The following is a 23676-nucleotide window of genomic DNA, read 5'->3' on the forward strand; positions in this document are numbered from 1 at the left end:
TAGTTAGAATGTCAAAATTGTTCGTTTTTTATATTTGTACTATTAAGTTATAGTATTTTATAAAGAATCTCTGGTTGACCTCTTTATAGAGGATGCGTCTCAACCTTTTTCTTTGTCTTCTGCATAATTGCGCTTCAAACTAAAAACATCTGGTACAGGATCATCTCCTCCTTCTGCCCAAGGATGACAACGCAAAATACGTGCAATTCCCATTAAGGCACCTTTAGCACCGTGCTTTTCAATCGCTTGAATCATGTAATTTGAGCAAGTCGGCTGATAGCGACAAGAGGGTGGAAAGGCTGGCGAGATAAACTTTTGATAAAAGCGCACTGGTTCGATAAAGATTTTTTTCATCATTTTTTCTTCGTCACAGCTAGGTTATGTAACTGGCTGACCTCTTTTTTATTGAGACGGCGAGCTTCACCCGGACGAAGACCAGTTAAATTCAAATGACCAAATTGCGTACGAGAAAGTTTATCTACTTGCAAACCAACAGCTTCAAACATCTTTTTCACTTGGTGATTTCGTCCTTCATGAATGGTCAACTGAACAACCGAACGATTCTTAACCGGGTCTACTTTCAGAATTTCGTAAACCGCTGGTTTGGTTTTTTTGCCATCAACTTCCACACCTTTGGTCAAGGGACGGAGAACTTCTTTATCAGCCATCCCCTTAACACGAGCTACATAGACCTTATCAATTTCATTTCGCGGATGAATCATCTCATCTGTAAAATCACCATCATTTGTCAAAATCAAAGCACCTGACGTATCCCAATCAAGTCGACCAACTGGATAGATTCTCTCTGTGACATTTGGCAACAAATCAACCACCGTTGGGCGACCTTTGTCATCTGTCACACTGGAAATGACACCGCGTGGCTTATTTAAGAGATAGTACACTTTTTCTTCATTGTAAATTGGCTGACCACTGACCTCAACACGATCACCTGACTTAATCGTCGTCGCCAACTCACGAACAACTTGTCCATTCACAGTGACAAGCCCTTGTTTTATCAACTCTTCTGCCTTTCTACGGCTCGCAATCCCAGCATGGGCAATATATTTATTGATTCTCATCCTCTATCCTTTCAGTAAATAGCTGACTTTCTTCTGCCATTAACTCTGTCTCTTCTACTATTGGCAATTCTTCTAAGCTATTGATTCCCATATAATCCAAAAAATAATCCGTTGTCACATAAAGATTTGGGCGCCCTAGCACTTCTTTTTTTCCATTTTCACGAATCAAGTCAAATATCTGCAACTTTGAAATAGCACCACTAGAATTGACCCCACGAATCTCATCCACTTCCATTCTCGTAATGGGCTGCTTATAAGCAATAATGGACAAAGTTTCCAAGGCAGCTCTTGATAAACTTTGATTGATAGGGGCTTTTGAATATTCCCGCAACAATTCAGCAAAATCTTGCTTGGTAACAATTTTATAAGTATTCGACGTCTCTAACAAGGCAAGACTTGAATCTTCATCTTTTTGATACTTTTCTGCCAATTTCTCCAAACTCTGTGTCACTCCCGTAGGAGGCATAGAGAGGAGCTCTGCCAGTTGACGGACACGCAAGCCGTCCTCGCCCGCCACAAAGAGCAGGGCTTCAATCTCTGCTAACTTACTCATTTCTTTTTCCTATTAGATAAATATTCCCAAAATTTTCTTCTTGTATCACTTGAACTTCCTGAACTTTTACTAATTCCAATGTCGCTAAAAATAAGGTAATCACTTCATTCATATCTTTTGTTTCTGAAAAAATGGCTTGCAGAGCAATTTTTTCTTGAGAATAACAGCGTTCACGTATCACATCCATCATGTCTTCGATTTTATATTCATCTTTGACAATCGTTGTATGACTTTGAGCAAATTCTTCTCTTTTTTGCGTCATTAATTTAGAAAAAGCCAAAAATAAATCAATCGTTGTCTTATCATGGAGCAATGTTGCACCTTCATACACCAATTCAATTTTAGGTTTGGAATAATAAAGAGCTCGTTCTTCATGTTGCTCCGCCATTTTCTCACCTAATAATTTGAATTTCCGATATTCCTCAATTTGAGAAAGCAAATCTTGCTCCAAATCTTCTTCAGTTTCTAAGCTATCAGCTACTTTTGGCAAGAGTTTACGGCTTTTAATCAACATGAGCTGACTTGCCATTACCATGTATTCACCCGTCACTTCTAACTTCATAGCTTGAAGCGTCGCTACGTAAGCCAGATATTGCTCAATGACCTCTGTAATCGGCACATCATAGATATCCATTTGGTATCTTGACACCAAATGAAGCAATAAGTCCAATGGGCCTTCAAAATCTTTAATTTTTATGTCCATTATCTGTATTTTTCCAACGTCATCATTGTTTTTAAGCCTAAATTGCGCGCAATTTCATATATTCCTATGCCTTTTTCTCGCTGGCGTAAAATATATTGCTCCCGCAAACTCTGAGCTGATAAAGTAGCTTGATTTTTTTCAATCAAAAAAGCTTCTAATTGACGAAAGCCCCATTGCCGCGAATAGCTTTTTCCATTCTTTTCTAACAAGTAAGTTCCTTCCAGAGTTGTTTCCAATTCTCCAATCAATTGGTCTGGAATGGGCACAATGCGCTTTTGACCTGCTTTCTCAATGCGAATAATCTGAAAATCCAGATTGACATCTGCTACCTTCAACTGCAAAATTTCGCTTGGTAAAAGCCCCATTTCTAGAATAAGTAAGGCAATTAAACGACCGTTGTATTGATTTGTATCTGCATAAAAATCAGACAAATCCAAAATTTCCGCATCATGTTCTTTCGGAATTCCCACTTTTGGCAACTCCAAACGATAAAAGTCTGAAATCAATCGTTGCTTATATAAATAATGCAAAAATTGATTAACAGCAGATAATTTTCGTTTCTGAACAGAAGGTTTAAAGTCAGCGATAGAAGCCTGATAAATCCGCAGATTGGTCTCTGTAATTTTTGCATGGGTCACATCTACGAACTGCTCCAAATCATAAAAATAAGCTGTTTTTGAATTCTCAGATAAATTTTTTCCTTCTAAAAAGGTTGTTATTTCTTCTTTCATTTTGGATGAATCTCGTATTCATTCGCAAAACTATGCAAAAGAGCATTAACTGCTTTTAGGATAGATTTGCGTGTAATAATTCCTTGAAATGTATTGTCCTGATCAACGACTGGCAAGAAGGACTCATCTACTAACTTATGCAGCACTTCTGTCAATGTAAAATCCGGACCGACTGTCAGGTCATCTTTTTTCGCCATGTGAACAATATCCGTTGTCATAAATTCCTCATCAGGGATTTCATGCTGCATTTGGTAAGACAAGATATCTGTCAGCGAAATAGTTCCAACAAACTTTTTCTGATCTGTCACAACGGGTACTCGCGAATAGGTCATCTGACTCAACAACAAAATAGCATGATCAGCATTGTGAGTATCAATCAAGACAGCTAAGTTTTCTGCCGGTGTTAAAAAAGTATCTTCTTGCTGTAAGAGAAAATCTTCAAATTCCTTAGCAATCATCGAGCAAACTCCTTTGATAGGCGAGAATACAGTTCGTGTTGACGCGTATAATAGTCCACTTGAAATGCATCATCACTAATCTCTACCTTAGCATAAAGTCGCTCATTGATAACACCGCGCGGTTGGCTGATAGAACCTGGATTTAAAAAGAGTGTTTTTCCTTCCATCCACGCATCTGGAATATGTAAATGCCCATACAAACAAATATCTGCATTTACCTCTTGTGCCCAGAGATCCAATTTTTGAAAACCAAAATTGATCTGTTGAAGATGTCCGTGAGTTTGCGCAATAATGGTGCCGTTTAAGTCTGTCACTAAGCGATCTGGATAACCATCATAGAAATCCATGTTCCCAGCTACAACGTAAATTCCTTGCCACACTTCGTCATCACTTGGCAGCTCAGAATCACCATTATGAAAAATAGCATCTACTTTTCCGAGATAATAGGTCTTTATCTCTTCTACAATAGCACGATCTCCATGAGAATCACTCATTACGATGATGGTTTGTTTTGCCATGTTGGAAATACCTCCACTAATTTTTGAACTGCTTGAGCTCGATGTGATTGAGCGTTTTTTTCTTCCATTGTTAATTCTGCAGATGTTTTGCCTGTTTCACCTACTAAAAATAAAGGATCATAGCCAAATCCATTTTCACCTTTCGGCTCAAAATTGATATAGCCTGGCCAGTCAGCCTCTACGACCAGACTTTCTTTGTCAGGACTTGCCACTACCAGAGTGGTATGAAACTGTGCAGAGCGATCTTTCAAGTCGAAAACCATTGCTAATTCATGTAGCAATTTTGCATTGTTTTCTAAGTCTGTTGCATCATTTCCAGCAAAGCGAGCAGACCAAACTCCAGGAAGACCACCTAGTGCATCCACTTTTAAGCCTGAGTCATCCGCCAATACCATTTTGCCAGTCAGCTTAGAAATGGTCTCTGCTTTCAAACGAGCATTCTCTTCAAAAGTCATCCCAGTTTCTGCGACCTCTGGCAAATCAGGGTAGTCATTCAGGTTTTCAATTTTGTAGCCTAATTTTTCAAATATTTTACGAAATTCAGCAGTTTTTCCTTCATTGCGAGTAGCGACTAAAATCGTATCTCCGACTGTCAAACCTGACAAGTTTTTCTGAGAAAAGAAATCATTCAGCTGAATCCCATTTTTAGGCAAATGCACTAAAACTAACTGTCCCTTTTCCGTAATCAGAATAGCACCTTTATGAAATTGCGCCTGAAACTGTGAATCTTGATTTTCATTAATCATTTGCAGGACAAATTGAACAAAAGACATTATGGAGTTATATTGAATCACTGCAACAGAAAAAGACTGCTCTTCAACTACTAATTGACGGAGCCCTTCTTCCATGCGACTCAATTCTTCTGAAACGACGTCTTTAAAATAGAATCCACCACCATAGGGAGACCATTCTCCAACATACCAATCTTGGGTATCTTTATACTCATAAATTTTGCTACTCATAAGGTCACATGCTCCACATTTATTTCTTTATTTAACCACGTTTCTGCAATTTCAGCAAAACTTTTCGCATTTGCTGTTGTAAAAAAGCGGTGTTGAGGAAGTTCTCCTTCTCTGCTGTGATTGATTTCAAAATAATTGAGCAAAACAGAAATGTCCCGCACGCATTCTGCTCCACTATCAATCAGTTTCACTGTTGGTCCCATTACATTTTGAATGATTGGTTTTAGTAAAGGATAATGCGTACAGCCTAGCACTAAAGTATCTACCTTGCCTTTTAACGGCATCAAGCTCTCATAGACCACTTTTTTCGTAATGCTAGACGACAGCTCGTTAGACTCTACCAGTGGGACAAACTTGGGACAAGAAAGACTTGTCACCTCCACTTCCGGTAAGAGACGTTCGATTTTTTGCCGATAAATATCTGATTGAATCGTCATTGGCGTTCCAATAATGCCAATCGTCCCATGTTGAGAGGCTTTAATTGCTGCACTAGCTCCCGGTAAAATCACTCCCAAAACTGGAATATCCAATTTTTCTTTGATTTCTTCCCAAACCACAGCAGTAGCTGTATTGCAGGCAAGAACAATCATTTTGACATTTTTAGTTAAAAGAAATTGCACTAATTGCCATGTATATTCGCGAATCTGATCTGCTGGTCTTGGTCCATAAGGCGCACGTGCAGAATCACCGATATAAATCACTTCCTCATGTGGAAGCTGCCGCATCAGTTCGCGAACAACTGTCAAACCGCCCACGCCTGAGTCTAAAAAACCAATTGGTCGATTATCCATAAGTTCTTCTTTCTAAAGAAGGGACTGGGTGCAAGGCCCAAATCCCCATTCAGTTATCTCTTTAAAAATCAAATTTTATACTGTTTTAACAGCTTATTTTTTCTTTTTAGCATTTTCAAGTGCTGCTTTTTGTTGATTTTTAATTTGACGATACACTTGTTGTACCTTTGCTTCATTTGGTTTTTGTCCATTTGCAGATAGCATTGTACGAACCGCATCAATATTCAAACGTGGATTGTCTGCAAATTCTTTTTCAATTTGTTTGCGAACTAGATACATTCCAGCGAGCATGCCACCAAAAAAAGCCACAATAATCAACAAAATAGCTAATAGTAAATTCATAAATATGTAATCCTCTTTTCCCTTTTTACATCTTCTTATTATATCAAAAATTGTCTATTTTTCAAAATCAAAGCCATACAAAGTTGCGAAGTAATCCTCTGGTATTTCAGCACGCCGAATCATTCGTACACCGCCGTCTTCTTCCAGTAAAATTTCAGCTGAACGAAGTTTAGCATTGTACTGATAGCCCATTGAAAAACCGTGCGCTCCTGTATCGTGAATCACTAGGGTATCCCCAATATTGGTAATCGGCAGTTCGCGCTGAATGGCAAATTTATCATTATTTTCACAAAGACTGCCGACCACATCCACTATTTCTGTCGGTCCGTCTGGGTGATCCATATTTGTAATATGATGATAAGCGCCATACATAGCAGGACGCAGCAGGTTCACTGCTGAAGCATCTACACCAATGTAAGTGCGATAAGTCTTCTTTTTATGCAATACTTTCGTCACCAATAACCCATGAGTGGCCAGCATAAAACGTCCCAGTTCCGTAAAAATTTTAACCTTTCCTAAACCTGCAGGTATTAAAATTTCCTCATAAACTCGGCGAACTCCTTGCCCAATCGCTAAAATGTCATTTGCTTTTTCTTCTGGACGATAAGGAACGCCTACTCCGCCTGAAAGATTGATAAAATCCAGGTCCACATTGGTCTCAGCTACGACCTCAACGGCTAATTCAAATAGCTGACGGGCTAATTCAGGATAATAATCATTCGTAACAGTATTAGAAGCTAATAAGGCATGAATCCCAAATTTTTTAACGCCCAAATTTTTTAAATCTTTAAATGCTTGGATGAGTTGTTCTTTGGTCATCCCGAATTTGGCTTCTTCTGGAGAATCCATAATATCTGTTCCCAACTCAAATACACCGCCTGGGTTATAGCGGCAAGAAATGATTTCTGGAATGCTCGCCACTTCCTGTAAAAATGCAACATCTTCATAAGCATCAAGATTGATAGTAGCTCCCAATTCACGCGCAAATTGTATTTCTTCTGCAGGCGTATCATTGGACGAAAACATCATGTCATTTCCTGAAAAGCCTACTTTTTGGCTCATCAAAAGTTCTACATAGCTGGCGCAATCTACTCCACAACCTTCTTCTTTCAAGATTTTTAAAATAGTCGGATTCGGAGTTGCTTTCACTGCAAAATACTCTTTAAATCCTTGATTCCAAGAAAAGGCTTTCTGAAGCGCACGAGCTGTCTCACGAATTCCTTTCTCATCATATAAATGAAATGGAGTTGGAAATTGAGTTGTGATTTCAGCTAACTTTTCGCGACTAAGAAATGGTTCTTTCATAGCAAGTCTCATACTTTCTTTTCATTTGCTTTATTATATCATAAAAGAAGAAGCCATAGCCATAAAAAAAGAAGCTGGAATCAGTCCAGCTTCTAATTCTTACTTTTAATTATCTCTTCCAAAAATACGAAGAATGCTGAGGAACAGATTGATAAAATCAAGGTAAAGGCTTAAGGCGAGTGAAACTGCCCAACCAGCCGCTACATTTCCGCCTGATTGCTCATAGACATAGCGGATTCTTTGATTATCCCAAGCAATCAATCCAGAAAAGATAATCACACTAATAATGCTAATGATGAAATCTAGTCCAGAACTTCTAAGGAAAATATTCACCAAACTAGCGATGATAACTCCAATCAGACCTGCAATAAAGGCTCTGCCCAGACCAGAAAGATCTTTTTTGGTAAATTTCCCAATCAATGCCATAGCAAAAAACATCGCTGAAGAAGTAACGAAGGCTGCTAAAACCGTTGCTTGTGTGTAAAGAGCCAACACTAAACTAATCGTAAAGCCATTTAAAGCCGAATAAACTAGAAAAGTTGGCAACGCAGCTGGATTGTTTTTGGCAGACATCCCTGAAGCCACCCAGACAAGAACCAACTCAGCAAAAATTGCCAAATAAAAAATCCAACTATTCGCCATTATTACTGAATAAATCACATCTTGAAATATTGTTAACATCAAAGCCGAGACAAGGGCAGAAATGCCAATCCCCATACCGACTAATGAATAAACTTTAGCGTAAAAACTATTGATACCACTATTTTCTTGAATAACTGTATTGTTCATAAGCTCTCTCCTTTATTATGATATGTTACGATTTTAACATTTTTCGATGAAAAAGTCTTCTTTTAGCCATTCTTTTCCGAACTGGCGCCATGGCTTCCTTGATCGCCCAGTATTTATCCACCATGGTGACAATATAGCCTTCTTTATACCGTGGTGGTGCCAATGTTGCTCCCCACATGTGTTTGATAATGATGTCTTCTTCCACTTTATTTAAATTGGTTACTTTCCGTGCATTTCGTACTGCTAAGCGAGGGTGTACCCAAGCATGACTTTTATTAAATTTCGTTTCCCGCCAATCATAATAAAACATATCGTGCAGAAGTCCGCCACGTGCGGTACTTTTTGCATCCCAACCTAATTTTTTAGCAATTTTATAACTCGTATAACTAACATGAATCGAATGCTCCAAGCGATTGGAATAAATATGGTGTGTTATGGTTTTTAATTTCTGGACGCGTGGTTGAGCAATCAATTGTCCAACATGCTCCATATACTCTTTGTCTTCTTTATAAAGCATAGAACCACCTCCATGTGCTTCTAATTATAAATATATTTCTAAATTTTAGCTTAAAGCAAAGATGAGAATGCCTGCTGCCACGGCGACATTTAAACTCTCAGCTCGTCCTTTCATCGAAATATGAATGAGGTAATCAGCTGCTTCTGCCATTTCAGAACTAATCCCCTGACCTTCATTTCCCAACACAAGAGCAAAATTCGACAGTGGTGCTAACTTCCGATAATCCATCGAATCTTTTGAAAGCGTTGTTGCCAATATCGGCAATTGTGCCTGTTTAGCAAGGTCAAGAAAATCTGCTGTTTTTACTCGGTAAACAGGCAAATGAAAATGGCTGCCTTGCATGGAACGCAGAGTTTTCAGATTGTAAATATCTGCTGAATGCTGCGAAATAAACACCCCATCATAGCCAGCCGCATCAGCTGTTCGGATAATCGTGCCCACATTCCCCGGATCTTGCACATCTTCTAAAAAAAGATATTTCCCTTTGAGAACGGAAGGAAGCATCTGTTTTTCAAAAGCAATTTCTGCCACGATGCCCTGCGGTGTTTTGGAATCAGCCAAATCCGCCAAAATTTCTGCCGTCACTACATGAACTTGAGGAAAATCCTGCACTCTGTCGACAAATTCTTCTAAAACAAAGATATGCCGAATTTTAGCTTGTGCATTGACTGCTTCTTCAAATAAATGCCAGCCTTCAATCAAATAAGAATCTTTTCGATATTTTTTTTGAAGTAATTTTTTAGTATTTTTTACCACATTATTAGCTTTTGAGGTTATAATATTCATAGAACTATTATATCACAAAAAGGAGGCTCACATGCAAAAAGTAAGAATGATTGCGCAAGGTCGTGTGCAAGGTGTCGGCTTTCGTTGGGGTGTTTACACACTTGCCAAAGAAATCGGTGGTATCACCGGTCGTGTCTGGAATAATGAAGACGGAACTGTAGAGATTTTAGCACAAGCGAAGAATTCTGCCCTCATGGCAAAATTTATCCAAGAAATCCGCAAAGGACCAACGCCATTTTCAAAAGTCAGCTATTTAGATGTCACAATGGCTAATTTTGATTCCTATTCAGATTTTAAAATTGCAAATTAGGTCTCAAGAACTATTGTATATTTAGGAAAAAAACAGTAGAATAGAAAGGTATTATTTTTTAGAAAAAGGAAACAAACACGTGAAAAAATTAAATCGTATTTTATTCTCAGGGTTAGGGCTGTCTATGCTTCTGCTACTCTCAGGATGTGTACAAGTCAAAAATGGTAAGCCTGCTGGATTTGTCTGGGATATTATCGGAAGACCAATGAGCCTTGCCATTCAGTATTTTGCTAATAATATGGGGCTTGGTTTTGGTGTTGCCATCATCATTGTTACTTTGATTGTCCGCTTGATTATCCTTCCGCTTGGACTTTATCAGTCTTGGAAATCAACTTACCAATCAGAAAAGATGAATTATTTGAAGCCTATTTTTGAACCTATCCAAGAACGCATGAAGAACGCTGAAACACAAGAAGGAAAACTGGCTGCTCAGCAAGCTCTCATGGCTGCTCAAAAAGAAAATGGTGTCAATATGCTCGGAGGTATCGGATGTCTTCCTCTCCTGATTCAATTACCATTTTTCTCTGCCCTTTATTTCTCTGCTCAATACACTGAAGGAGTAGCTAAGAGTGTCTTCCTAGGAATTCCACTCGGAAAAGCCAGCATTCTTCTCACCATTATCGTCGGAATTTTGTATTTCATTCAATCTGCTTTGACCCTTGTCGGCGTTGATGAGGTTCAAAAAGAGCAAATGAAGAAAATGATGTACATGAGTCCGCTCATGATTGTCATCTTCTCGTTCACAGCTCCAGCAGGTGTAACACTTTATTGGGTAGTCGGTGGTTTCATCATGATTATCCAACAATTGATTATCAATCATTACATCCGTCCTCAACTCAGAAAACGCGTAGCTGAAGAATATAAAAATAATCCGCCTAAAGCCATTAAAAATTCTGGTCGTAAAAAAGATGTAACACCTCAAGCACAGGCCGTTATTGAAAATAGAAAACAAAATAAAAAGAAAAATCGTAACGCTGGAAAACAACGTTCAAGATAAGCAAAAAAGCTGGAACAATCATTCCAGCTTCTTTTTGTTTATCATTCAATCAGAAATAATCATCAATTATGTTGAGTTTAAAATGTAACAGTTGGCATAAGACTTCCTATAGATGTATAGAAAGATTAAATAGTTACTCTATAGTCTTTGAAGTGCATACTGGTATATCCGACTCAATTATTTGGACAAGTTGTGTTTTACTCAATCCTCCACTTTCTGCTGCTAATCGTTTAGATTGAGCCAACACAACATCATCAAAAAAGTTTCTAACTAAGCGACCATTTGAAAAATTTTCATCTTTCTCTTCCAACTTACCATTTAACCACTCTCGAACTTTTAAAAGTGCTTTTTCAGTAGGAATGTACTCATAGCGATTACAAGCAAATTTGAAGATATCAATTAACTAATCTATTTTTTCAGTTCTTTTTTTATTTTCTCTGCAATAACTTCAAGTCGCTTAGAGGTATTTCCTTTATCCCCTCGAACTAACTCGTTACCTGACTTATCACATCTTATTCCTCTATTTATTGATTGAAATCCAAGATGCCTGCTCTGTATAGCATGCTTAGGTTTCAATTTTCTTTTAATCTTTTTAATTACTTTGTTGTAAGTTTTATTTTTACTGAAAAAAATAATAATTTCACAGTCTCCAATTTCTTGAATAATACGGTCTATATTTTCTTTTTTTCTAATACTACTTATTAGTGGGATAGTTCTCCCATTTTTTCTCTTGGGCCAAATTTCATCCGATAAGTTCGAAATTCGATAATCATACCTATTCGTACTAGGAAACACATTGGGAAGACTTTTATTCAAAAAAGATAAAAGTATCTCCAAATTTTTTCCCGTCTGACCTGCAACCGGTTTTCCTTCCTTTTTCTCTTCTTGCCCAGGGCAAATAAAAACAAATGCTACTTTTGCGATACCATTTCCTTTACAATAACTCGATGAATATCTAATCATATTATCGTCCTCCGTCGAAATTTTACTCATATACTAATTTTAATTAAGCAATTAGATTATAACACAAACACTCAAATAACTGTTACTAAATATTCTCGTAAAAACATTGTACTTATATATTTCTCCTAACCCTCTCTGATAAATAACTATTACATTTATCTTCACAACCAAAAGATCCTAAGGAAAAAAATTACTTACAACCTATTGAACTTAATCAATACAAGAAGAATAGAACGTACATGTGAAAACGTAGTGTCTTTAGAAAATAATGCATTGTAGTAACTTTAAGCATCTTTCATCTTTATTCGTCTAGTATGATGATTAAAAATATAGACTGCAATCTCCACTCAATGATTAATCTTTTTGATGTTGAGGTAATCAAGCATCAAATGTAATACTCCCTTTTAAAATCAATCATGTAATTTATAGTCTACCACTACCTATTCAATCCCCAGCCTGAATAAATAGAATGCCCTCATTTAAACATAAAATTACCAAAATTCGCGAACAAAATCATTTTCTAAGCGTTCACTATAGAACAATTCTGACAATGATTTGTCATCAAAAATACGTAGCAAATTTTTTAAATCATAAGCCAATTCGAGAGTATCCAACTCTTCACGCGCCACCCACCTAACTTCACCTTCTTCTGATGAGCGGAGATGTCCTGAAAATTCATTTGTACGATAAAGAAAGACCAGATAACGAATGCCTTCTGCTGTGTACCAATGTTTCATACCAACCAGTTTAGGATGATGGATTGTTAGTCCCGTTTCTTCATAAATTTCACGCACAACTGCTTGGTGGAGGCTCTCCTTTTCTTCTATATGTCCACCAGGTAAAGCTGCTCCTGACCAAGAATACATCTTGGGATCACGAATCTGCATGACAATGCGATTTTGATTATCTTCAATCAGACACATATTGGTTAAAATTACTTGAGATTTACGGGACATATTTTTCTCCTCTAAACTTTGTATCAAATAGATAAGAATTTGGGACAGGTTTCATAGTTGCTATCGCAGCCATCAACCTATCCCAATCCTTTATTTTTTAAGCTGTTTTTTCGACTTTTAGGATTTTTACATCATAACTGCCCACAGGTGTTTCAACTGTAGCAGTATCGCCTGTTTTCTTGCCAATTAGAGCTTGTCCAATAGGACTTTCATTAGAAACCTTTCCAGCAAAAGCATCTGCTCCTGCTGCACCCACAATCATATAGACTTCTTCATCCGTTTCACCAACTTCTTGAATCGTAACGGTCTTACCAATAGCAACTTCATCTTGTGCTACTGCATCACTATCTACAATTTCAGCATAGCGAATCTTGGTTTCCAGACTTGAGATTTGTCCTTCAACAAATGCCTGCTCATCTTTGGCTGCTTCATACTCACTATTTTCTGATAAGTCTCCATAAGAGCGAGCAATTTTAATACGTTCTACCACTTCTGGACGACGAACTAATTTAAGTTCTTCTAATTCTTTTTCAAGTTTTTCCTTTTCTTCAAGGGTCATGGGATAAGTTTTTTCTGCCATTATTTTTTCTTCTTTCTATTTTTAAAATAAAGAGGGAGTGGGACAGAACTCAGCTTGAAAATTTTAGTTCCTAGTCTCACCCCCGCAGGGTTGCTCAACAGTCTCCCAGACTGTTGAGGTGGTGGATAAAGAAAACAAAGTTTTTGTCAAAAGTGTTCTACCGAGCTTGAAAAGCAAACAACTTTGAGATTTGCTTTACAAGTTCTATCCGCCACCTCAAAGCAATGCTTTGAGCAATCAGTAGCTGCGTCGTTGGTTTATTATAACTATATACTTTATACTTTGAAGCTGGAAACTTTCGTCCCAGCTTCTTTTTAATATTCGCTTGCTTTGCAAGGTGCATTCTTCATCTAGTCTAAAATACACTTGTAGCAATCTTTTTAGACTTATACATCATTGCTCAGAAGTAGAACAAAATCAAGTTTTAAAAGTTACGTTTGTCCCGCTTTTTTAATTTGAACTACTTGATTGTGTCAATTTACTATTAACATGTTCTTGAACATTTTTTTCATGTTCTTCATAGGTATTTGCGAAATAAACATTTCCTGTTTCTGTATTGGCTACGAAGTAAAGATAATCCGTTTTGGCTGGATTAACAGTCGCTTCAATAGCAGAAAGACTAGGATTGTCTACAGGACCAGGCATTAAACCGGTATTTTTATAAACATTGTAAGGCGAATCAATATTAGTATCAATCGCAGCGTCTTCTGCTAAGGTTGTCTTTTGACCAAGCTTCCCTTGAGCATACAAAATTGCAATATTACTTTGCAAAGGCATGTTTTGATTTAAACGATTGTAAAAGACACTTGCGATGTTTTTTCGGTCTTGATCTGTTGAACCTTCTTTTTCAACCAAGGACGCAATTGTTAAAACATCGTGCACCGTCAAGTTCTTCGTTGCTAAAACATCATAATATCGCGACATAGTCTTATCCATTGCAGCTAACATTTGATCAATGAGAGTTTCAGCTGTTGTACTATCTGTCACATTGTAAGTGGCAGGGAAAAGATAGCCTTCTAAGCGATACTTAACACCGCTCTCTTTTTTAGCTAAATTGCCTAATAAGTTTGGATATTTTGTAGCTTCCTGAGTGATAAAATTATCATCTTGCACTTTCTTTAAGAACGTATCCGAAGACAATTTATTTTTCTTCAACTTCGCAATCGTTTTTGCAATTTGGTCAATCGTATATCCTTCTGGAATGGTCAATTTTTCCATTGAGGGATCCTGCGGAGTGTCCGTTCCACCTTGCTGTAGCTTTTTAGCAATCGTATCCAAACTCATGCTCTTTTGCAGATTGTAATAACCCGATTGGAAATCTGCATAGTTTTTAAACTTAGCATAATAGCTAAAAATCTGAGCATTTTTGATCAAACCAGCTTTTTCCAAGACCGTTCCAATTGCTTTGGTGCTCGATCCAGTCGGAATCTTAACCGTCACATACTTTGTATTTTTCGCATCAACTGGTTGTAAAGCTGATGTAACATAGCGATAAGCAAAGAAACCAGTTAAACCAATCCCTAAAAGCAGCAAAATTAAGACCGTTTTGACGATTTTTCCGGCGATTTTATTTTGACGCTTCTTCGTGTTAATCGTTTGAGCAGTCCGATTTGAACGAGAAAGTTTCTTTGTATCTTGCTCCGTTCCGTAAACTGCAGGTTGAACTAATTCTTTTGGAACCTTGGTTTCTTCAACAGCCTGATTGGTTGGGTAAGAAACAGGGACTTTCGTCGTATGAGTATTAAACTCTTTTTCTTCTTCCCTAGCTACTGCTTCGGCTTCTATTTGCTCAATGGTTGGAAGGGGACTTTCTAAAGGAGCTGGCTCTGGTTCGCCACTTTCTTCTTTTTGAACTTTTGGTATATCCTTTTCAGAAACAGTTGCTTTCTCTTCTTCCTGTGCAGAAGGAAGCACAGATTGACCCAAACCTAACTTTTCCTGCAAATCATTAGATTCTTCTACAGGTTTTGGTTGTTCAGTTCCCTTTGCTTTAGCCAAGTCGCGCAGAATCTGTTCTTTAAAACTCAGCCCTTCTTTTTCTTGTGAATCTTCAGCCAAATAGTTGACCTCCTTGTTCAATATCCCTACTATTATATCTTAAAAGGTAAAGAAAAGCAATAAGAGAATGCCTTTCTTTCAAGCATCCTACAGAATAATCAATTCTTTTCTCCACTATTTGGGAGTTTTCCAAAGCATATCATACCAAACTTCACCTGCATAGGTAGATTGGGATACGCCCTCGTTGATAAAACCATGTTTTTCATAGTAAGCGACCAAATAATCATGACAAGTTAAGTTGATTCCCAAACGCTGGTCGCGAATAGCAATATCCTTCATTGCATTCAACAAACTGCGACCTAATCCCATATTTTGAGCATTTTTATCAATAGATAAACTGGTCAACGAAATATAATGGTCTGTCAAATGACTATAATCTTCTACCTCAGAAGTAAAGGATTGATCTACTAAATGGCGTTCTGGACGAACAGGCCCTTCAAGGTAGCCTAAAATCTGACCGTCTCGTTCAGCTACTAAGAAACTGGTTGTTAATTTTTGGATATGAGCTTCCAAAATCTCTCGACTCAGAGCTTCTTCTGGTCCAAAGTTTTCCCATTCAATAGTCGTAATAGCATCCAAATCTGCTAAATTTGCCTGTCTAATCTTCATTTTCCCTCCTTAAAATATGGATTATCCCAAACGAATTCATGTAAAATAGCATGGCTATCTCCCCTTTCAGAAATTCCTTCATTTATGAAAGCATTCATTTCGTAGTAAGAAATCAAATCATCTGAACAAACCAGCTGAAGACCTTTCTGATTTTGTGCAACAGCTATTTCTTTGCAAGCAGCTAAAAGCAAAGTTCCCAGTCCCTGCTCTTTAAAATCTGGATGAATGGATAAGCGCTGAATCGTCATAAAATCAGAATCTTGCTGCCACTTTGACGAATTGTCTATCATTTCCTTTGTCAAATGACGTGAAAAAACGGCTGACCCTACAAGGTAGCCAGCTATTTTCTCATTTAATTCCGCTATTAAAAAGTTCGTTTGACCCTGTTCAATCCATTTTTGGATTGTTTCTGCACCAGCTGCTTCTGTGGAAAAATTCGCCTCCTCAATCGCAACGATTGCCTTCCAATCTTCCAAAGAAGCTTCTCGAAGGGTGACTTGTGGTATTAGATTACTGGACATTGCTTGTCAAATTGGATAGCAAACGTTCAAAAGAATATTCATAAGTCTGAATATCCCCAGCTCCCATGAAAACATAAACAGCATTTGGGTGTTCTAACAATGGCGAAACATTGTCAACAGTAATAATTTCTGCCTTTTTGATAATTTTTTCAGCTAAATCTTCTACTTTGACATCTCCATGATCCACTTCACGTGCAGAACCATAAATCTGTGCTAAATACACTGCATCTGCTTGATTCAAAGCTTCTGCAAATTCGTCCAAAAGTGCAATAGTCCTAGTAAAGGTATGGGGTTGGAAAATTGCAACGATTTCTTTGCTTGGATATTTCTGGCGAGCTGCATCTAAAGTTGCAATGATTTCAGTAGGGTGATGAGCAAAGTCATCAATAATTGTCGTTCCATTCACCATTTTTTCAGTGAAGCGACGTTTCACACCACCAAAAGTAGCCAAATGCTCCCGAACTAAATTTAAGTCAAATCCAGCTGTGTATAAGAGCCCAATGACTGCTGTTGCATTCATGATATTGTGACGACCAAAGCTAGGAATCTTAAATTCTCCTAATTCTTGCCCACGGAAAGAGACTTTAAAGCTAGAGCCTGTCGTAGAACGGAGTAAGTCATGAGCGATAAAGTCATTACCTTCCTTAAAGCCATAGTAATAAATAGGAGCGTTAGCTGTGACCCGGCGCAATTCTTTGTCTTCACCGTAAACAAATAATCCTTTGCTAACCTGCTTAGCATAATCATTAAAAGCATTGAAAACATCTTCTAAGCTAGTGAAATAATCTGGGTGGTCGAAGTCAATATTCGTGATAATTGAATATTCGGGATGATAAGGCATAAAATGACGTTCGTATTCATCTGCTTCAAATGCAAAGTATTTCGCATTTGCAGAGCCGCGCCCCGTCCCGTCACCAATCAGGTAACTGGTATCCGTAATGTTTGACAAAACGTGTGCCAACATACCCGTCGTTGATGTCTTTCCATGTGCCCCTGCCACTCCCATGCTGACAAAATCACGCATGAAAGTTCCCAGAAATTCATGGTAGCGCTTACAAGCAATTCCATTTGCATCAGCATAGGCAATTTCAATATTATTATCCGGACGAAAAGCATTTCCTGCAATGACTTCTACATCTGCTTGAAGGTTTTTTTCGTCAAAAGGCAGGATTTTAATCCCTGCTTGCTCTAAGCCACGTTGTGTAAAATAATATTTCTCCACATCGCTTCCCTGAACGTGATGTCCCATTTGATGCAGCATCAATGCTAAAGCACTCATTCCAGAGCCTTTAATCCCGATAAAATGATAGGTTTTTGTCATAATTTCTCCTTAAATGCTAAGAGCGTTAAATTGGGTGAAACCAAGTTCACACAAAAATATTTGGCTCTTGTCAACGTTCGATTATTTTTCTTCCAGCCGTGTTAAATTTAGCTCTTGCGCTATCCGACGCTCTTTTTGGCTTTGCAATTCTTTTTTGTTGTAAATTTGACTTGTCTTTAAAAAGTCATAATTATTTTTAGCTTTTTGGGGCAATTCATTTGGTTGATGTACAGAAGGCTCCGTCTTGATATCTGCCAAAATATATTGGTCCTGTTTCAAATTCCGACTGTATTTTGCCAATTCACTACCATTTTCCTTTTGGAAAAATGCTGTTGGTTGATGTGAAATAGCTGTGTTACCATTCGTAACAGCAAGATAGGAGCGCTTTTTAGCTGTAAAATCCGATGTCAAATAAGCTGCCGAACGTTTCTTTTTTAAATCCGCTCTGGCTTCTTCTCTAGCCAATTCTGCATAACTTTTTGAAGCAGACTTTTTGGCTTTGACAGATTGAACAGCTGAAGTCGCTTGGTAAGACTTTGCCTGTCCTTCTTTTACTTGACTGTCTGCAATTTTCTTTACAATTGGTTCCCATTCTAAATAATTTTTATCAACATAGTCACCATTAATATTGCTGATAAGATCGCTTTCATCATAAAGATTCATACGCGGCATTTCTGATAACATGACTTCATCGTCAGAAATCAATGGAAAAGATTTTTCTTTCATTAGCACATTCCTTTCAACACTTCATTATAAACTATTGATGCTATTTTTCAAGTGTTTCTGGAGAAATTCCTAGAATTTCTCGTATTTCAGCAACGGTTAGGCTGCTGCGCGACTCCGTTCCGTCTAGGATAGTTGACACGAGATGGCGCTTGCTTTCTTGCAATCCTTGGATTTTTTCTTCGATTGTGCCTCGCGTAATCAGGCGATAGACTTCTACATTTCTTTCTTGACCCATACGGTGAGCTCGACCAATTGCCTGAGACTCTACTGCTGGATTCCACCAAAGGTCAACTAGAATAACGGTATCTGCACCTGTCAGGTTTAAGCCAACGCCACCAGCTTTTAGGGAGATTAGAAAAGCGTCTCCTTCCCCATTGTTGAAAGCATTTGTCATCTCTTGGCGATCTTTTGCTGGGGTGGAGCCTGTAATTTTAAACATCTCCATTTTCATCTTTTTCAATTCTTTTTCGATAATGTCTAGCATACCTCGGAATTGAGAAAAGATGAGCACACGGTGGTTTCCCGTCTGAATCTGTTCTAGCAGCTCTAGCAGGCTTTCTAATTTACCACTCTCTCCATGATAATCTTCCATAAAGAGCGCTGGGGTATCACAGATTTGGCGCAAACGCATCAAGCCGGATAAAATTTCCATTTTGCTGCGATTGAGTTCTTCCTCTGTAGAAGTCAGCACGCGCTCCTGCATTTGTTTTAGCTGCGCTAAGTAGATAGCCTTTTGACTATCTGCCAGCTCATTGCGATAAGACACTTCGATGAGATCTGGCAATTCTTGCAAGACATCTTCTTTCTTTCGCCGCATGACAAATGGCTTAATAAAACGAGCGACAGTTTCTGCAGGCAGTTTCAAAAAGTTCTTTTTGCTAGGTAATAATCCTGGTAAAACAATTTGAAAAATAGACCATAATTCGCCGAGGTTATTTTCAATCGGTGTTCCAGAAAGAGCAAAGGTATTTTTGACCTCAAAATTTCGTAAATGATGAGCTATCTTGGTCTGCGCATTTTTCATGACCTGCGCTTCATCTAAAAAGAGATAATCGAAGTTCAATTGACTATATTCTTCAACATCTTGACGGAAAGAAGCATAGCTTGTAATCATCACCTGATGACCTTCTGCAATCAAGTTATCTCTGACTGGTTTTAATCCATAAATGACCGCTACATCCATTTCTGGTGCAAATTTCGCAAACTCATCCAGCCAATTGTAAATCAAACTAGATGGAGCCAAAATCAAAACATTGGTCTCTTTTTTTAGCTGACTACTTAAAAAGGCAATGGTTTGAAGGGTTTTTCCCAACCCCATATCATCTGCTAAAATACCACCAAATCCGTAACGATGAAGCATAGACATCCATTTGACACCCGTTTCTTGGTAATCACGCAAAGTTGCTTCCACTTTTAATGTAGGTAGCGCAAACTCCTCTGGATGCGTCAAGTCAAAGGCTAAATGGCGGAACTCCTCTGAAAAGCTAACTTTTTCTTGGTCTTTAAACAATTCAGATAGCTGATAAGCAGCAATCTTCTGCGTTTGGAAAATGCCGTCTTTTCCTTTTTTAGCTCGTAAATCCTGTAAGGTTTTGCTGACTCTTTTTGTTTCTTCGTCAAAAACGAGCACCTTGCCAGAGCGACTAATGAAATAATCATTAGCCGAAAAAAGAGCTTCTAAAGCATCATCCACTTCCACTTGGTCAATACTTGTAAAATCAAACCCGATGTCCAACAAGCCACCATTTGTCTGAACAGAAACTGCCGGTCTTTCCACTTGGTACAAGGCTGTCAGGTTTTCTGCCACAGATACCCTTCCCAAGCGTCTAAAATGAGGCAGAGTCGCCGTGAAAAAGGAGTAGATTTCTTGTGGTTGCAATGGTGGACGAGTGCTTGTGAAATCTGCTTCAAAACCAGCAGACAGAGCTTGTTGAAAAACCCTTTGTTCTAACTGAAAATCGCTGGCAAATGGCAGTTCTTCCAACTTAAAACGAGTATCCACAACACGATTTCCATAATCAAACTGGATTTTGAGACGAATTTCCTGAGTATCCAATAACTCGAAATCAAACAGCGGAGTGAAAGTATGAATCACCAGACTTTCCGGTGCGTGAATAGAGCCGACTTTGCCAAATTCTAATAGTCCTGAAGCTAGTTTTGCTTGATCGCTTGTATCAAATTGAAGGCGTTTTTTACGATCGGTATCCACAGGTAATTCTCGAATCACCTGAATCATCCGCTTTTGTTGATCTGTCAGTTGATAGAAATAATCCCCATAAAAAATAAAGTCACCACCATATAGGATTTTATAATTTTGCTCTGTAATGGTGAGTTCGAAATAATCCAAATTTTCCTCTACTGTAAAATCATAAATTCCTACTTCAGCATGCAAATCTTGGAAAAAGACTTTGTCATAGTCATAAAGACTGTATTCTAAGCGAAAATGCGGTAAATTCATGAGTCGATTTACGCCTTCTTCAAACAGACTAGACGGAAAATAAAGATGTCTAGCTGCATTTGGAAAGATAAAAGAAGCATCTTGATCTTGCTGATAAGAAACAAGTCCTCGTAAAAACTGGATCACCTCTTGACTAGCTTCATCAAAAGCAGCCAATTGCATTTTTTCATAATAGTGCTTGCCGATTTGATAATAATCGCCTTTTTCAACAATCTTTAAAAAAGCACGAATATCCCGGATAACATAGGAGCGCTCATCTGGTAAACGACTGATGCGCAAGGTCCACAAAAATTGTCCTGTATAATCATCTTCTTGCCCGACCGCAGACAGTTCATAGCGGACGGCTACTTCTTCTGTCTGGAGCATTTTATCCAAGAAGAGACTGCCAAAAGAAACCTTCGTTTGAGTTTCTTCTGAAGTTGTTTGCTCCTCTTCAAGATTAGTCAAAACGACTTTTCCTTCAGGGTCATTTTTAAGAAAATATTCTAAACCTGCTAGATGAGCACAGTATTTCTTTTTTTGAAAAAAATCACAGGCGCAAAAAATGGCTTCGTCATCCAAACTATATCGCAGATTGTGATTTTCCACTCGGCTGTAAATCATCTGATCTTTCACTTTAAGAATTTCAATTTTCCCTGCTTCGTAAAGAGCAATCCCTTCCGTCCGAATCTTCCCAGGAATCAATTTTGCCATAAGTACCACCTTTATTTTATCTATTCATTATACCATATTTTCAGCATAAAGAAAAAAAGCAAGGTTCTCCTCGCTTTCTTTTAGAAAATGTCCTCGTTGAGCTTTTTATAGCATTTAGTGCGTGCAATCAGCACTTTCATAAAACCGACTAGCAATATTGTATTTCCTATTACTAAGAATACTAAAAGGAGCCAAATTCCCAGTAAAAGTATAGAGAATTTTGTTATCATCAACCAAATGACGCCCAATGTTATAGCAGCCAAGAAAAGATGTGCAATTCCTACAACTATCAAACTAAAAAGTGATAACCAATAGCGAAAGCCAAAGGGTTTATATTTTTTCTATCATCGCAATGAATAGTCTCATAAGCTGAACTTGCAATTCCAACGAGCACCACTTTAGCAATATTTATCTAATTCATATTTCTTTCTCACATAAGTACGTTAGACTAGTTATCTTGTACTGTACCATTTCTACTATTTTTATGTTCAGCCTTGTTTAGTTAGTTCCACCCTACTTCCGCTTTCTGGCAATGAGATGAATTGGTGTTCCTTCAAATACGAAAGCTTTGCGGATTTGGTTTTCTAGGAAGCGCATATAAGAAAAGTGCATGAGCTCTTCTTCATTGACGAAAATAACAAAGGTTGGCGGTTTGGTCGCAACTTGTGTCGCATAGAAGATTTTCAGCCGTTTGCCTTTGTCGGTCGGTGTCGGATTGATGGCAATGGCATCCATGATGACATCATTGAGCACCGCTGATGGAATACGGGTATTCTGACTCTGACTGATTTGCTTAATCATAGCCGGCAACTTATGGAGACGCTGCTTGGTCAAGGCAGAAACAAAGATAATCGGGGCATAAGACAAGTACTGGAACTGGTCTCGGATATCGGCTTCCCAATTTTGCATGGTCTTGTTATCTTTTTCCAGCGTATCCCACTTGTTAACAACGATAACAATTCCTTTACCTGCTTCATGAGCAAAACCAGCAATCCGCTTATCATACTCGCGAATGCCCTCTTCAGCATTGAGCACCATAAGCACCACATCAGATCGGTCAATCGCTCGCATAGCTCGCATAACAGAATACTTCTCTGTATTTTCATAGACCTTGCCTGACTTGCGCATACCTGCTGTATCAATCATGGTAAATTCTTGTCCCTCATTGTCCGTAAAGACCGTGTCAATCGCATCACGAGTAGTTCCAGCCACAGGACTAGCAATCACACGGTCTTCTCCTAAAATCGCATTGATTAAGCTAGACTTGCCGACATTGGGACGACCGATGAGGCTGAATTTAATCATGTCTGGATTTTCAACGGCTTCTTCATTAGGGAGATTTTCAACAATGGCATCTAAAATATCCCCCGTTCCAATCCCATGAACAGAAGAAACGGGATAAGGGTCACCCAAACCAAGCGCATAAAAATCAAAAATTTCACTACGCATCTCTGGGTTATCTACTTTATTAACCGCTAGAATAATCGGCTTGTGGGTCTTGTAGAGCATACGAGCCACATATTCATCCGCATCTGTAATACCTTCTTTTCCAGACACCACAAAAACGATGACATCCGCTTCCTCCATAGCAATCTCTGCTTGGTGCTTGATTTGCTCCATAAAAGGCGCATCTACATCATCAATCCCGCCTGTATCAATCATGCTAAACTTGCGATTCAGCCACTCAGCCGTTGCATAAATACGGTCTCTGGTCACTCCTTCAACATCCTCAACAATCGAAATCCGCTCCCCGGCAATCCGGTTAAAAAGTGTTGATTTGCCGACATTAGGACGGCCGACAATGGCAATAGTTGGTAAAGCCATAGTGTTCCTCTTTCTGTTCTAAGAAGCTGGGACACAATGCTCAGCTTCGCTTGTTTATGTAGTTATAATTACAGGGCGCAGCGGTTTGGAGAAACTCTATTGATTTTAAGCAATTTAGTGCCAACC

At 38.4% G+C, this 23676-nt stretch carries 27 protein-coding genes; 2 read left to right on the forward strand and 25 right to left on the reverse strand.

Translation table 11 applies throughout. The features are described from left to right. Positions 1-99: 99 nt before the first annotated feature. The 14 genes from yidD to EHW89_RS06790 form a co-directional block, all read right to left on the reverse strand. Positions 100-354, reverse strand: a complete 255-nt coding sequence (yidD, locus tag EHW89_RS06725; protein ID WP_126468079.1) for a membrane protein insertion efficiency factor YidD — start codon at positions 352-354, stop codon at positions 100-102. Then, the gene (locus EHW89_RS06730) at positions 354-1079 is read right to left on the reverse strand and encodes a pseudouridine synthase (protein WP_024051496.1); all 726 of its coding nucleotides are present in this window, start codon (positions 1077-1079) and stop codon (positions 354-356) included. The genes yidD and EHW89_RS06730 overlap by 1 nt, the downstream gene beginning before the upstream one ends. Further along, positions 1066-1632, reverse strand: a complete 567-nt coding sequence (gene scpB / locus EHW89_RS06735) for an SMC-Scp complex subunit ScpB (protein WP_117644233.1) — start codon at positions 1630-1632, stop codon at positions 1066-1068. Before scpB ends, EHW89_RS06730 begins: the two co-directional genes overlap by 14 nt. Continuing rightward, on the reverse strand, positions 1625-2335 hold the full coding sequence (locus EHW89_RS06740; protein ID WP_049516802.1) for a segregation/condensation protein A: 711 nt from the start codon (positions 2333-2335) through the stop codon (positions 1625-1627). Before EHW89_RS06740 ends, scpB begins: the two co-directional genes overlap by 8 nt. Further along, positions 2335-3066, reverse strand: a complete 732-nt coding sequence (gene xerD, locus EHW89_RS06745; RefSeq protein ID WP_126467479.1) for a site-specific tyrosine recombinase XerD — start codon at positions 3064-3066, stop codon at positions 2335-2337. Before xerD ends, EHW89_RS06740 begins: the two co-directional genes overlap by 1 nt. Next, on the reverse strand, positions 3063-3524 hold the full coding sequence (gene cbpB, locus EHW89_RS06750; protein WP_003023640.1) for a cyclic-di-AMP-binding protein CbpB: 462 nt from the start codon (positions 3522-3524) through the stop codon (positions 3063-3065). The genes xerD and cbpB overlap by 4 nt, the downstream gene beginning before the upstream one ends. Beyond that, complete coding sequence (locus EHW89_RS06755) at positions 3521-4042, reverse strand: metallophosphoesterase (RefSeq protein WP_126467481.1); 522 nt, start codon at positions 4040-4042, stop codon at positions 3521-3523. The genes cbpB and EHW89_RS06755 overlap by 4 nt, the downstream gene beginning before the upstream one ends. Then, positions 4018-5004: a nucleoside-triphosphate diphosphatase gene (locus tag EHW89_RS06760; protein WP_003038538.1), complete on the reverse strand. Its 987-nt coding sequence runs from the start codon at positions 5002-5004 to the stop codon at positions 4018-4020. Before EHW89_RS06760 ends, EHW89_RS06755 begins: the two co-directional genes overlap by 25 nt. Continuing rightward, positions 5001-5795 (reverse strand): glutamate racemase, encoded by a 795-nt coding sequence (gene racE / locus EHW89_RS06765; RefSeq protein ID WP_003038626.1) that lies wholly within the window; start codon positions 5793-5795, stop codon positions 5001-5003. Before racE ends, EHW89_RS06760 begins: the two co-directional genes overlap by 4 nt. A 93-nt stretch (positions 5796-5888) precedes the next feature. Then, positions 5889-6137, reverse strand: a complete 249-nt coding sequence (locus EHW89_RS06770; RefSeq protein ID WP_003031614.1) for a YneF family protein — start codon at positions 6135-6137, stop codon at positions 5889-5891. Positions 6138-6191: 54 nt separating this feature from the next. Then, positions 6192-7442 (reverse strand): diaminopimelate decarboxylase, encoded by a 1251-nt coding sequence (locus EHW89_RS06775; protein ID WP_126467483.1) that lies wholly within the window; start codon positions 7440-7442, stop codon positions 6192-6194. A gap of 105 nt (positions 7443-7547) precedes the next feature. Next, positions 7548-8231, reverse strand: a complete 684-nt coding sequence (locus EHW89_RS06780; protein ID WP_003029961.1) for a Bax inhibitor-1/YccA family protein — start codon at positions 8229-8231, stop codon at positions 7548-7550. A gap of 25 nt (positions 8232-8256) precedes the next feature. Next, on the reverse strand, positions 8257-8748 hold the full coding sequence (locus EHW89_RS06785) for an HDIG domain-containing metalloprotein (RefSeq protein WP_003029959.1): 492 nt from the start codon (positions 8746-8748) through the stop codon (positions 8257-8259). A gap of 45 nt (positions 8749-8793) precedes the next feature. Next, on the reverse strand, positions 8794-9534 hold the full coding sequence (locus EHW89_RS06790) for a TrmH family RNA methyltransferase (protein ID WP_022526597.1): 741 nt from the start codon (positions 9532-9534) through the stop codon (positions 8794-8796). A gap of 31 nt (positions 9535-9565) precedes the next feature. Between EHW89_RS06790 and EHW89_RS06795 the strand changes: the two genes are divergently transcribed. Together EHW89_RS06795 and yidC are read left to right on the forward strand one after the other, a co-directional pair. Then, a complete protein-coding gene (locus EHW89_RS06795) occupies positions 9566-9844 on the forward strand; it encodes an acylphosphatase (protein ID WP_022526596.1) in 279 nt (92 codons plus the stop codon). A 79-nt stretch (positions 9845-9923) separates the two neighbouring features. Next, positions 9924-10841, forward strand: a complete 918-nt coding sequence (gene yidC / locus EHW89_RS06800) for a membrane protein insertase YidC (protein ID WP_126467486.1) — start codon at positions 9924-9926, stop codon at positions 10839-10841. A 133-nt stretch (positions 10842-10974) separates the two neighbouring features. Here the strand turns inward: yidC and EHW89_RS09370 are convergent, their stop codons facing one another. From EHW89_RS09370 to der, 11 genes are all read right to left on the reverse strand, one after another. Beyond that, complete coding sequence (locus EHW89_RS09370; RefSeq protein WP_162614550.1) at positions 10975-11241, reverse strand: hypothetical protein; 267 nt, start codon at positions 11239-11241, stop codon at positions 10975-10977. An 8-nt stretch (positions 11242-11249) separates the two neighbouring features. After that, the gene (locus EHW89_RS06805; protein ID WP_126467488.1) at positions 11250-11804 is read right to left on the reverse strand and encodes a hypothetical protein; all 555 of its coding nucleotides are present in this window, start codon (positions 11802-11804) and stop codon (positions 11250-11252) included. A gap of 491 nt (positions 11805-12295) precedes the next feature. After that, on the reverse strand, positions 12296-12760 hold the full coding sequence (locus EHW89_RS06810) for an 8-oxo-dGTP diphosphatase (RefSeq protein WP_024052494.1): 465 nt from the start codon (positions 12758-12760) through the stop codon (positions 12296-12298). Positions 12761-12857: 97 nt separating this feature from the next. Next, the gene (greA, locus tag EHW89_RS06815; RefSeq protein ID WP_003023612.1) at positions 12858-13340 is read right to left on the reverse strand and encodes a transcription elongation factor GreA; all 483 of its coding nucleotides are present in this window, start codon (positions 13338-13340) and stop codon (positions 12858-12860) included. A 450-nt stretch (positions 13341-13790) separates the two neighbouring features. Continuing rightward, on the reverse strand, positions 13791-15398 hold the full coding sequence (gene mltG / locus EHW89_RS06825; RefSeq protein WP_126467490.1) for an endolytic transglycosylase MltG: 1608 nt from the start codon (positions 15396-15398) through the stop codon (positions 13791-13793). A 114-nt stretch (positions 15399-15512) separates the two neighbouring features. Then, entirely contained in the window at positions 15513-16007 is a 495-nt protein-coding gene (locus EHW89_RS06830; RefSeq protein ID WP_021001970.1) for a GNAT family N-acetyltransferase, read from the reverse strand. After that, positions 16004-16528 carry a GNAT family N-acetyltransferase gene (locus EHW89_RS06835; RefSeq protein ID WP_126467492.1) on the reverse strand — a complete coding sequence of 175 codons (525 nt, stop codon included), beginning with the start codon at positions 16526-16528 and terminating at the stop codon, positions 16004-16006. The genes EHW89_RS06830 and EHW89_RS06835 overlap by 4 nt, the downstream gene beginning before the upstream one ends. Next, positions 16518-17849, reverse strand: coding sequence for a UDP-N-acetylmuramate--L-alanine ligase (gene murC, locus EHW89_RS06840; RefSeq protein WP_126467494.1), 1332 nt, complete (start codon positions 17847-17849; stop codon positions 16518-16520). Before murC ends, EHW89_RS06835 begins: the two co-directional genes overlap by 11 nt. A gap of 81 nt (positions 17850-17930) precedes the next feature. After that, positions 17931-18575 (reverse strand): cystathionine gamma-synthase, encoded by a 645-nt coding sequence (locus EHW89_RS06845; RefSeq protein WP_126467496.1) that lies wholly within the window; start codon positions 18573-18575, stop codon positions 17931-17933. Between the two features lie 40 nt (positions 18576-18615). Beyond that, the gene (locus tag EHW89_RS06850) at positions 18616-21726 is read right to left on the reverse strand and encodes a DEAD/DEAH box helicase (RefSeq protein WP_126467498.1); all 3111 of its coding nucleotides are present in this window, start codon (positions 21724-21726) and stop codon (positions 18616-18618) included. A gap of 513 nt (positions 21727-22239) precedes the next feature. After that, positions 22240-23550 (reverse strand): ribosome biogenesis GTPase Der, encoded by a 1311-nt coding sequence (der, locus tag EHW89_RS06860; RefSeq protein WP_126467499.1) that lies wholly within the window; start codon positions 23548-23550, stop codon positions 22240-22242. Positions 23551-23676 lie beyond the last annotated feature (126 nt).

Origin of the sequence: Streptococcus periodonticum (assembly GCF_003963555.1) — a bacterium.
Classification (GTDB): Bacteria; Bacillota; Bacilli; order Lactobacillales; family Streptococcaceae; genus Streptococcus; species Streptococcus anginosus.

Bases quoted from the DNA above. Each gene is read 5' to 3' on its own strand.
- yidD (WP_126468079.1), bottom strand. From the start codon at position 354: ATGAAAAAAATCTTTATCGAACCAGTGCGCTTTTATCAAAAGTTTATC.
- EHW89_RS06770 (WP_003031614.1), bottom strand. From the start codon at position 6,137: ATGAATTTACTATTAGCTATTTTGTTGATTATTGTGGCTTTTTTTGGT.
- racE (WP_003038626.1), bottom strand. From the start codon at position 5,795: ATGGATAATCGACCAATTGGTTTTTTAGACTCAGGCGTGGGCGGTTTG.
- scpB (WP_117644233.1), bottom strand. From the start codon at position 1,632: ATGAGTAAGTTAGCAGAGATTGAAGCCCTGCTCTTTGTGGCGGGCGAG.
- cbpB (WP_003023640.1), bottom strand. From the start codon at position 3,524: ATGATTGCTAAGGAATTTGAAGATTTTCTCTTACAGCAAGAAGATACT.
- xerD (WP_126467479.1), bottom strand. From the start codon at position 3,066: ATGAAAGAAGAAATAACAACCTTTTTAGAAGGAAAAAATTTATCTGAG.
- EHW89_RS06850 (WP_126467498.1), bottom strand. From the start codon at position 21,726: ATGGCAAAATTGATTCCTGGGAAGATTCGGACGGAAGGGATTGCTCTT.
- der (WP_126467499.1), bottom strand. From the start codon at position 23,550: ATGGCTTTACCAACTATTGCCATTGTCGGCCGTCCTAATGTCGGCAAA.
- greA (WP_003023612.1), bottom strand. From the start codon at position 13,340: ATGGCAGAAAAAACTTATCCCATGACCCTTGAAGAAAAGGAAAAACTT.
- EHW89_RS06780 (WP_003029961.1), bottom strand. From the start codon at position 8,231: ATGAACAATACAGTTATTCAAGAAAATAGTGGTATCAATAGTTTTTAC.
- EHW89_RS06830 (WP_021001970.1), bottom strand. From the start codon at position 16,007: ATGAAGATTAGACAGGCAAATTTAGCAGATTTGGATGCTATTACGACT.
- EHW89_RS06740 (WP_049516802.1), bottom strand. From the start codon at position 2,335: ATGGACATAAAAATTAAAGATTTTGAAGGCCCATTGGACTTATTGCTT.
- EHW89_RS06755 (WP_126467481.1), bottom strand. From the start codon at position 4,042: ATGGCAAAACAAACCATCATCGTAATGAGTGATTCTCATGGAGATCGT.
- EHW89_RS06805 (WP_126467488.1), bottom strand. From the start codon at position 11,804: ATGATTAGATATTCATCGAGTTATTGTAAAGGAAATGGTATCGCAAAA.
- EHW89_RS06795 (WP_022526596.1), top strand. From the start codon at position 9,566: ATGCAAAAAGTAAGAATGATTGCGCAAGGTCGTGTGCAAGGTGTCGGC.
- EHW89_RS06730 (WP_024051496.1), bottom strand. From the start codon at position 1,079: ATGAGAATCAATAAATATATTGCCCATGCTGGGATTGCGAGCCGTAGA.
- EHW89_RS06785 (WP_003029959.1), bottom strand. From the start codon at position 8,748: ATGCTTTATAAAGAAGACAAAGAGTATATGGAGCATGTTGGACAATTG.
- EHW89_RS06760 (WP_003038538.1), bottom strand. From the start codon at position 5,004: ATGAGTAGCAAAATTTATGAGTATAAAGATACCCAAGATTGGTATGTT.
- EHW89_RS06810 (WP_024052494.1), bottom strand. From the start codon at position 12,760: ATGTCCCGTAAATCTCAAGTAATTTTAACCAATATGTGTCTGATTGAA.
- EHW89_RS06835 (WP_126467492.1), bottom strand. From the start codon at position 16,528: ATGTCCAGTAATCTAATACCACAAGTCACCCTTCGAGAAGCTTCTTTG.
- EHW89_RS06775 (WP_126467483.1), bottom strand. From the start codon at position 7,442: ATGAAAGAACCATTTCTTAGTCGCGAAAAGTTAGCTGAAATCACAACT.
- murC (WP_126467494.1), bottom strand. From the start codon at position 17,849: ATGACAAAAACCTATCATTTTATCGGGATTAAAGGCTCTGGAATGAGT.
- EHW89_RS06845 (WP_126467496.1), bottom strand. From the start codon at position 18,575: ATGAAAGAAAAATCTTTTCCATTGATTTCTGACGATGAAGTCATGTTA.
- EHW89_RS06790 (WP_022526597.1), bottom strand. From the start codon at position 9,534: ATGAATATTATAACCTCAAAAGCTAATAATGTGGTAAAAAATACTAAA.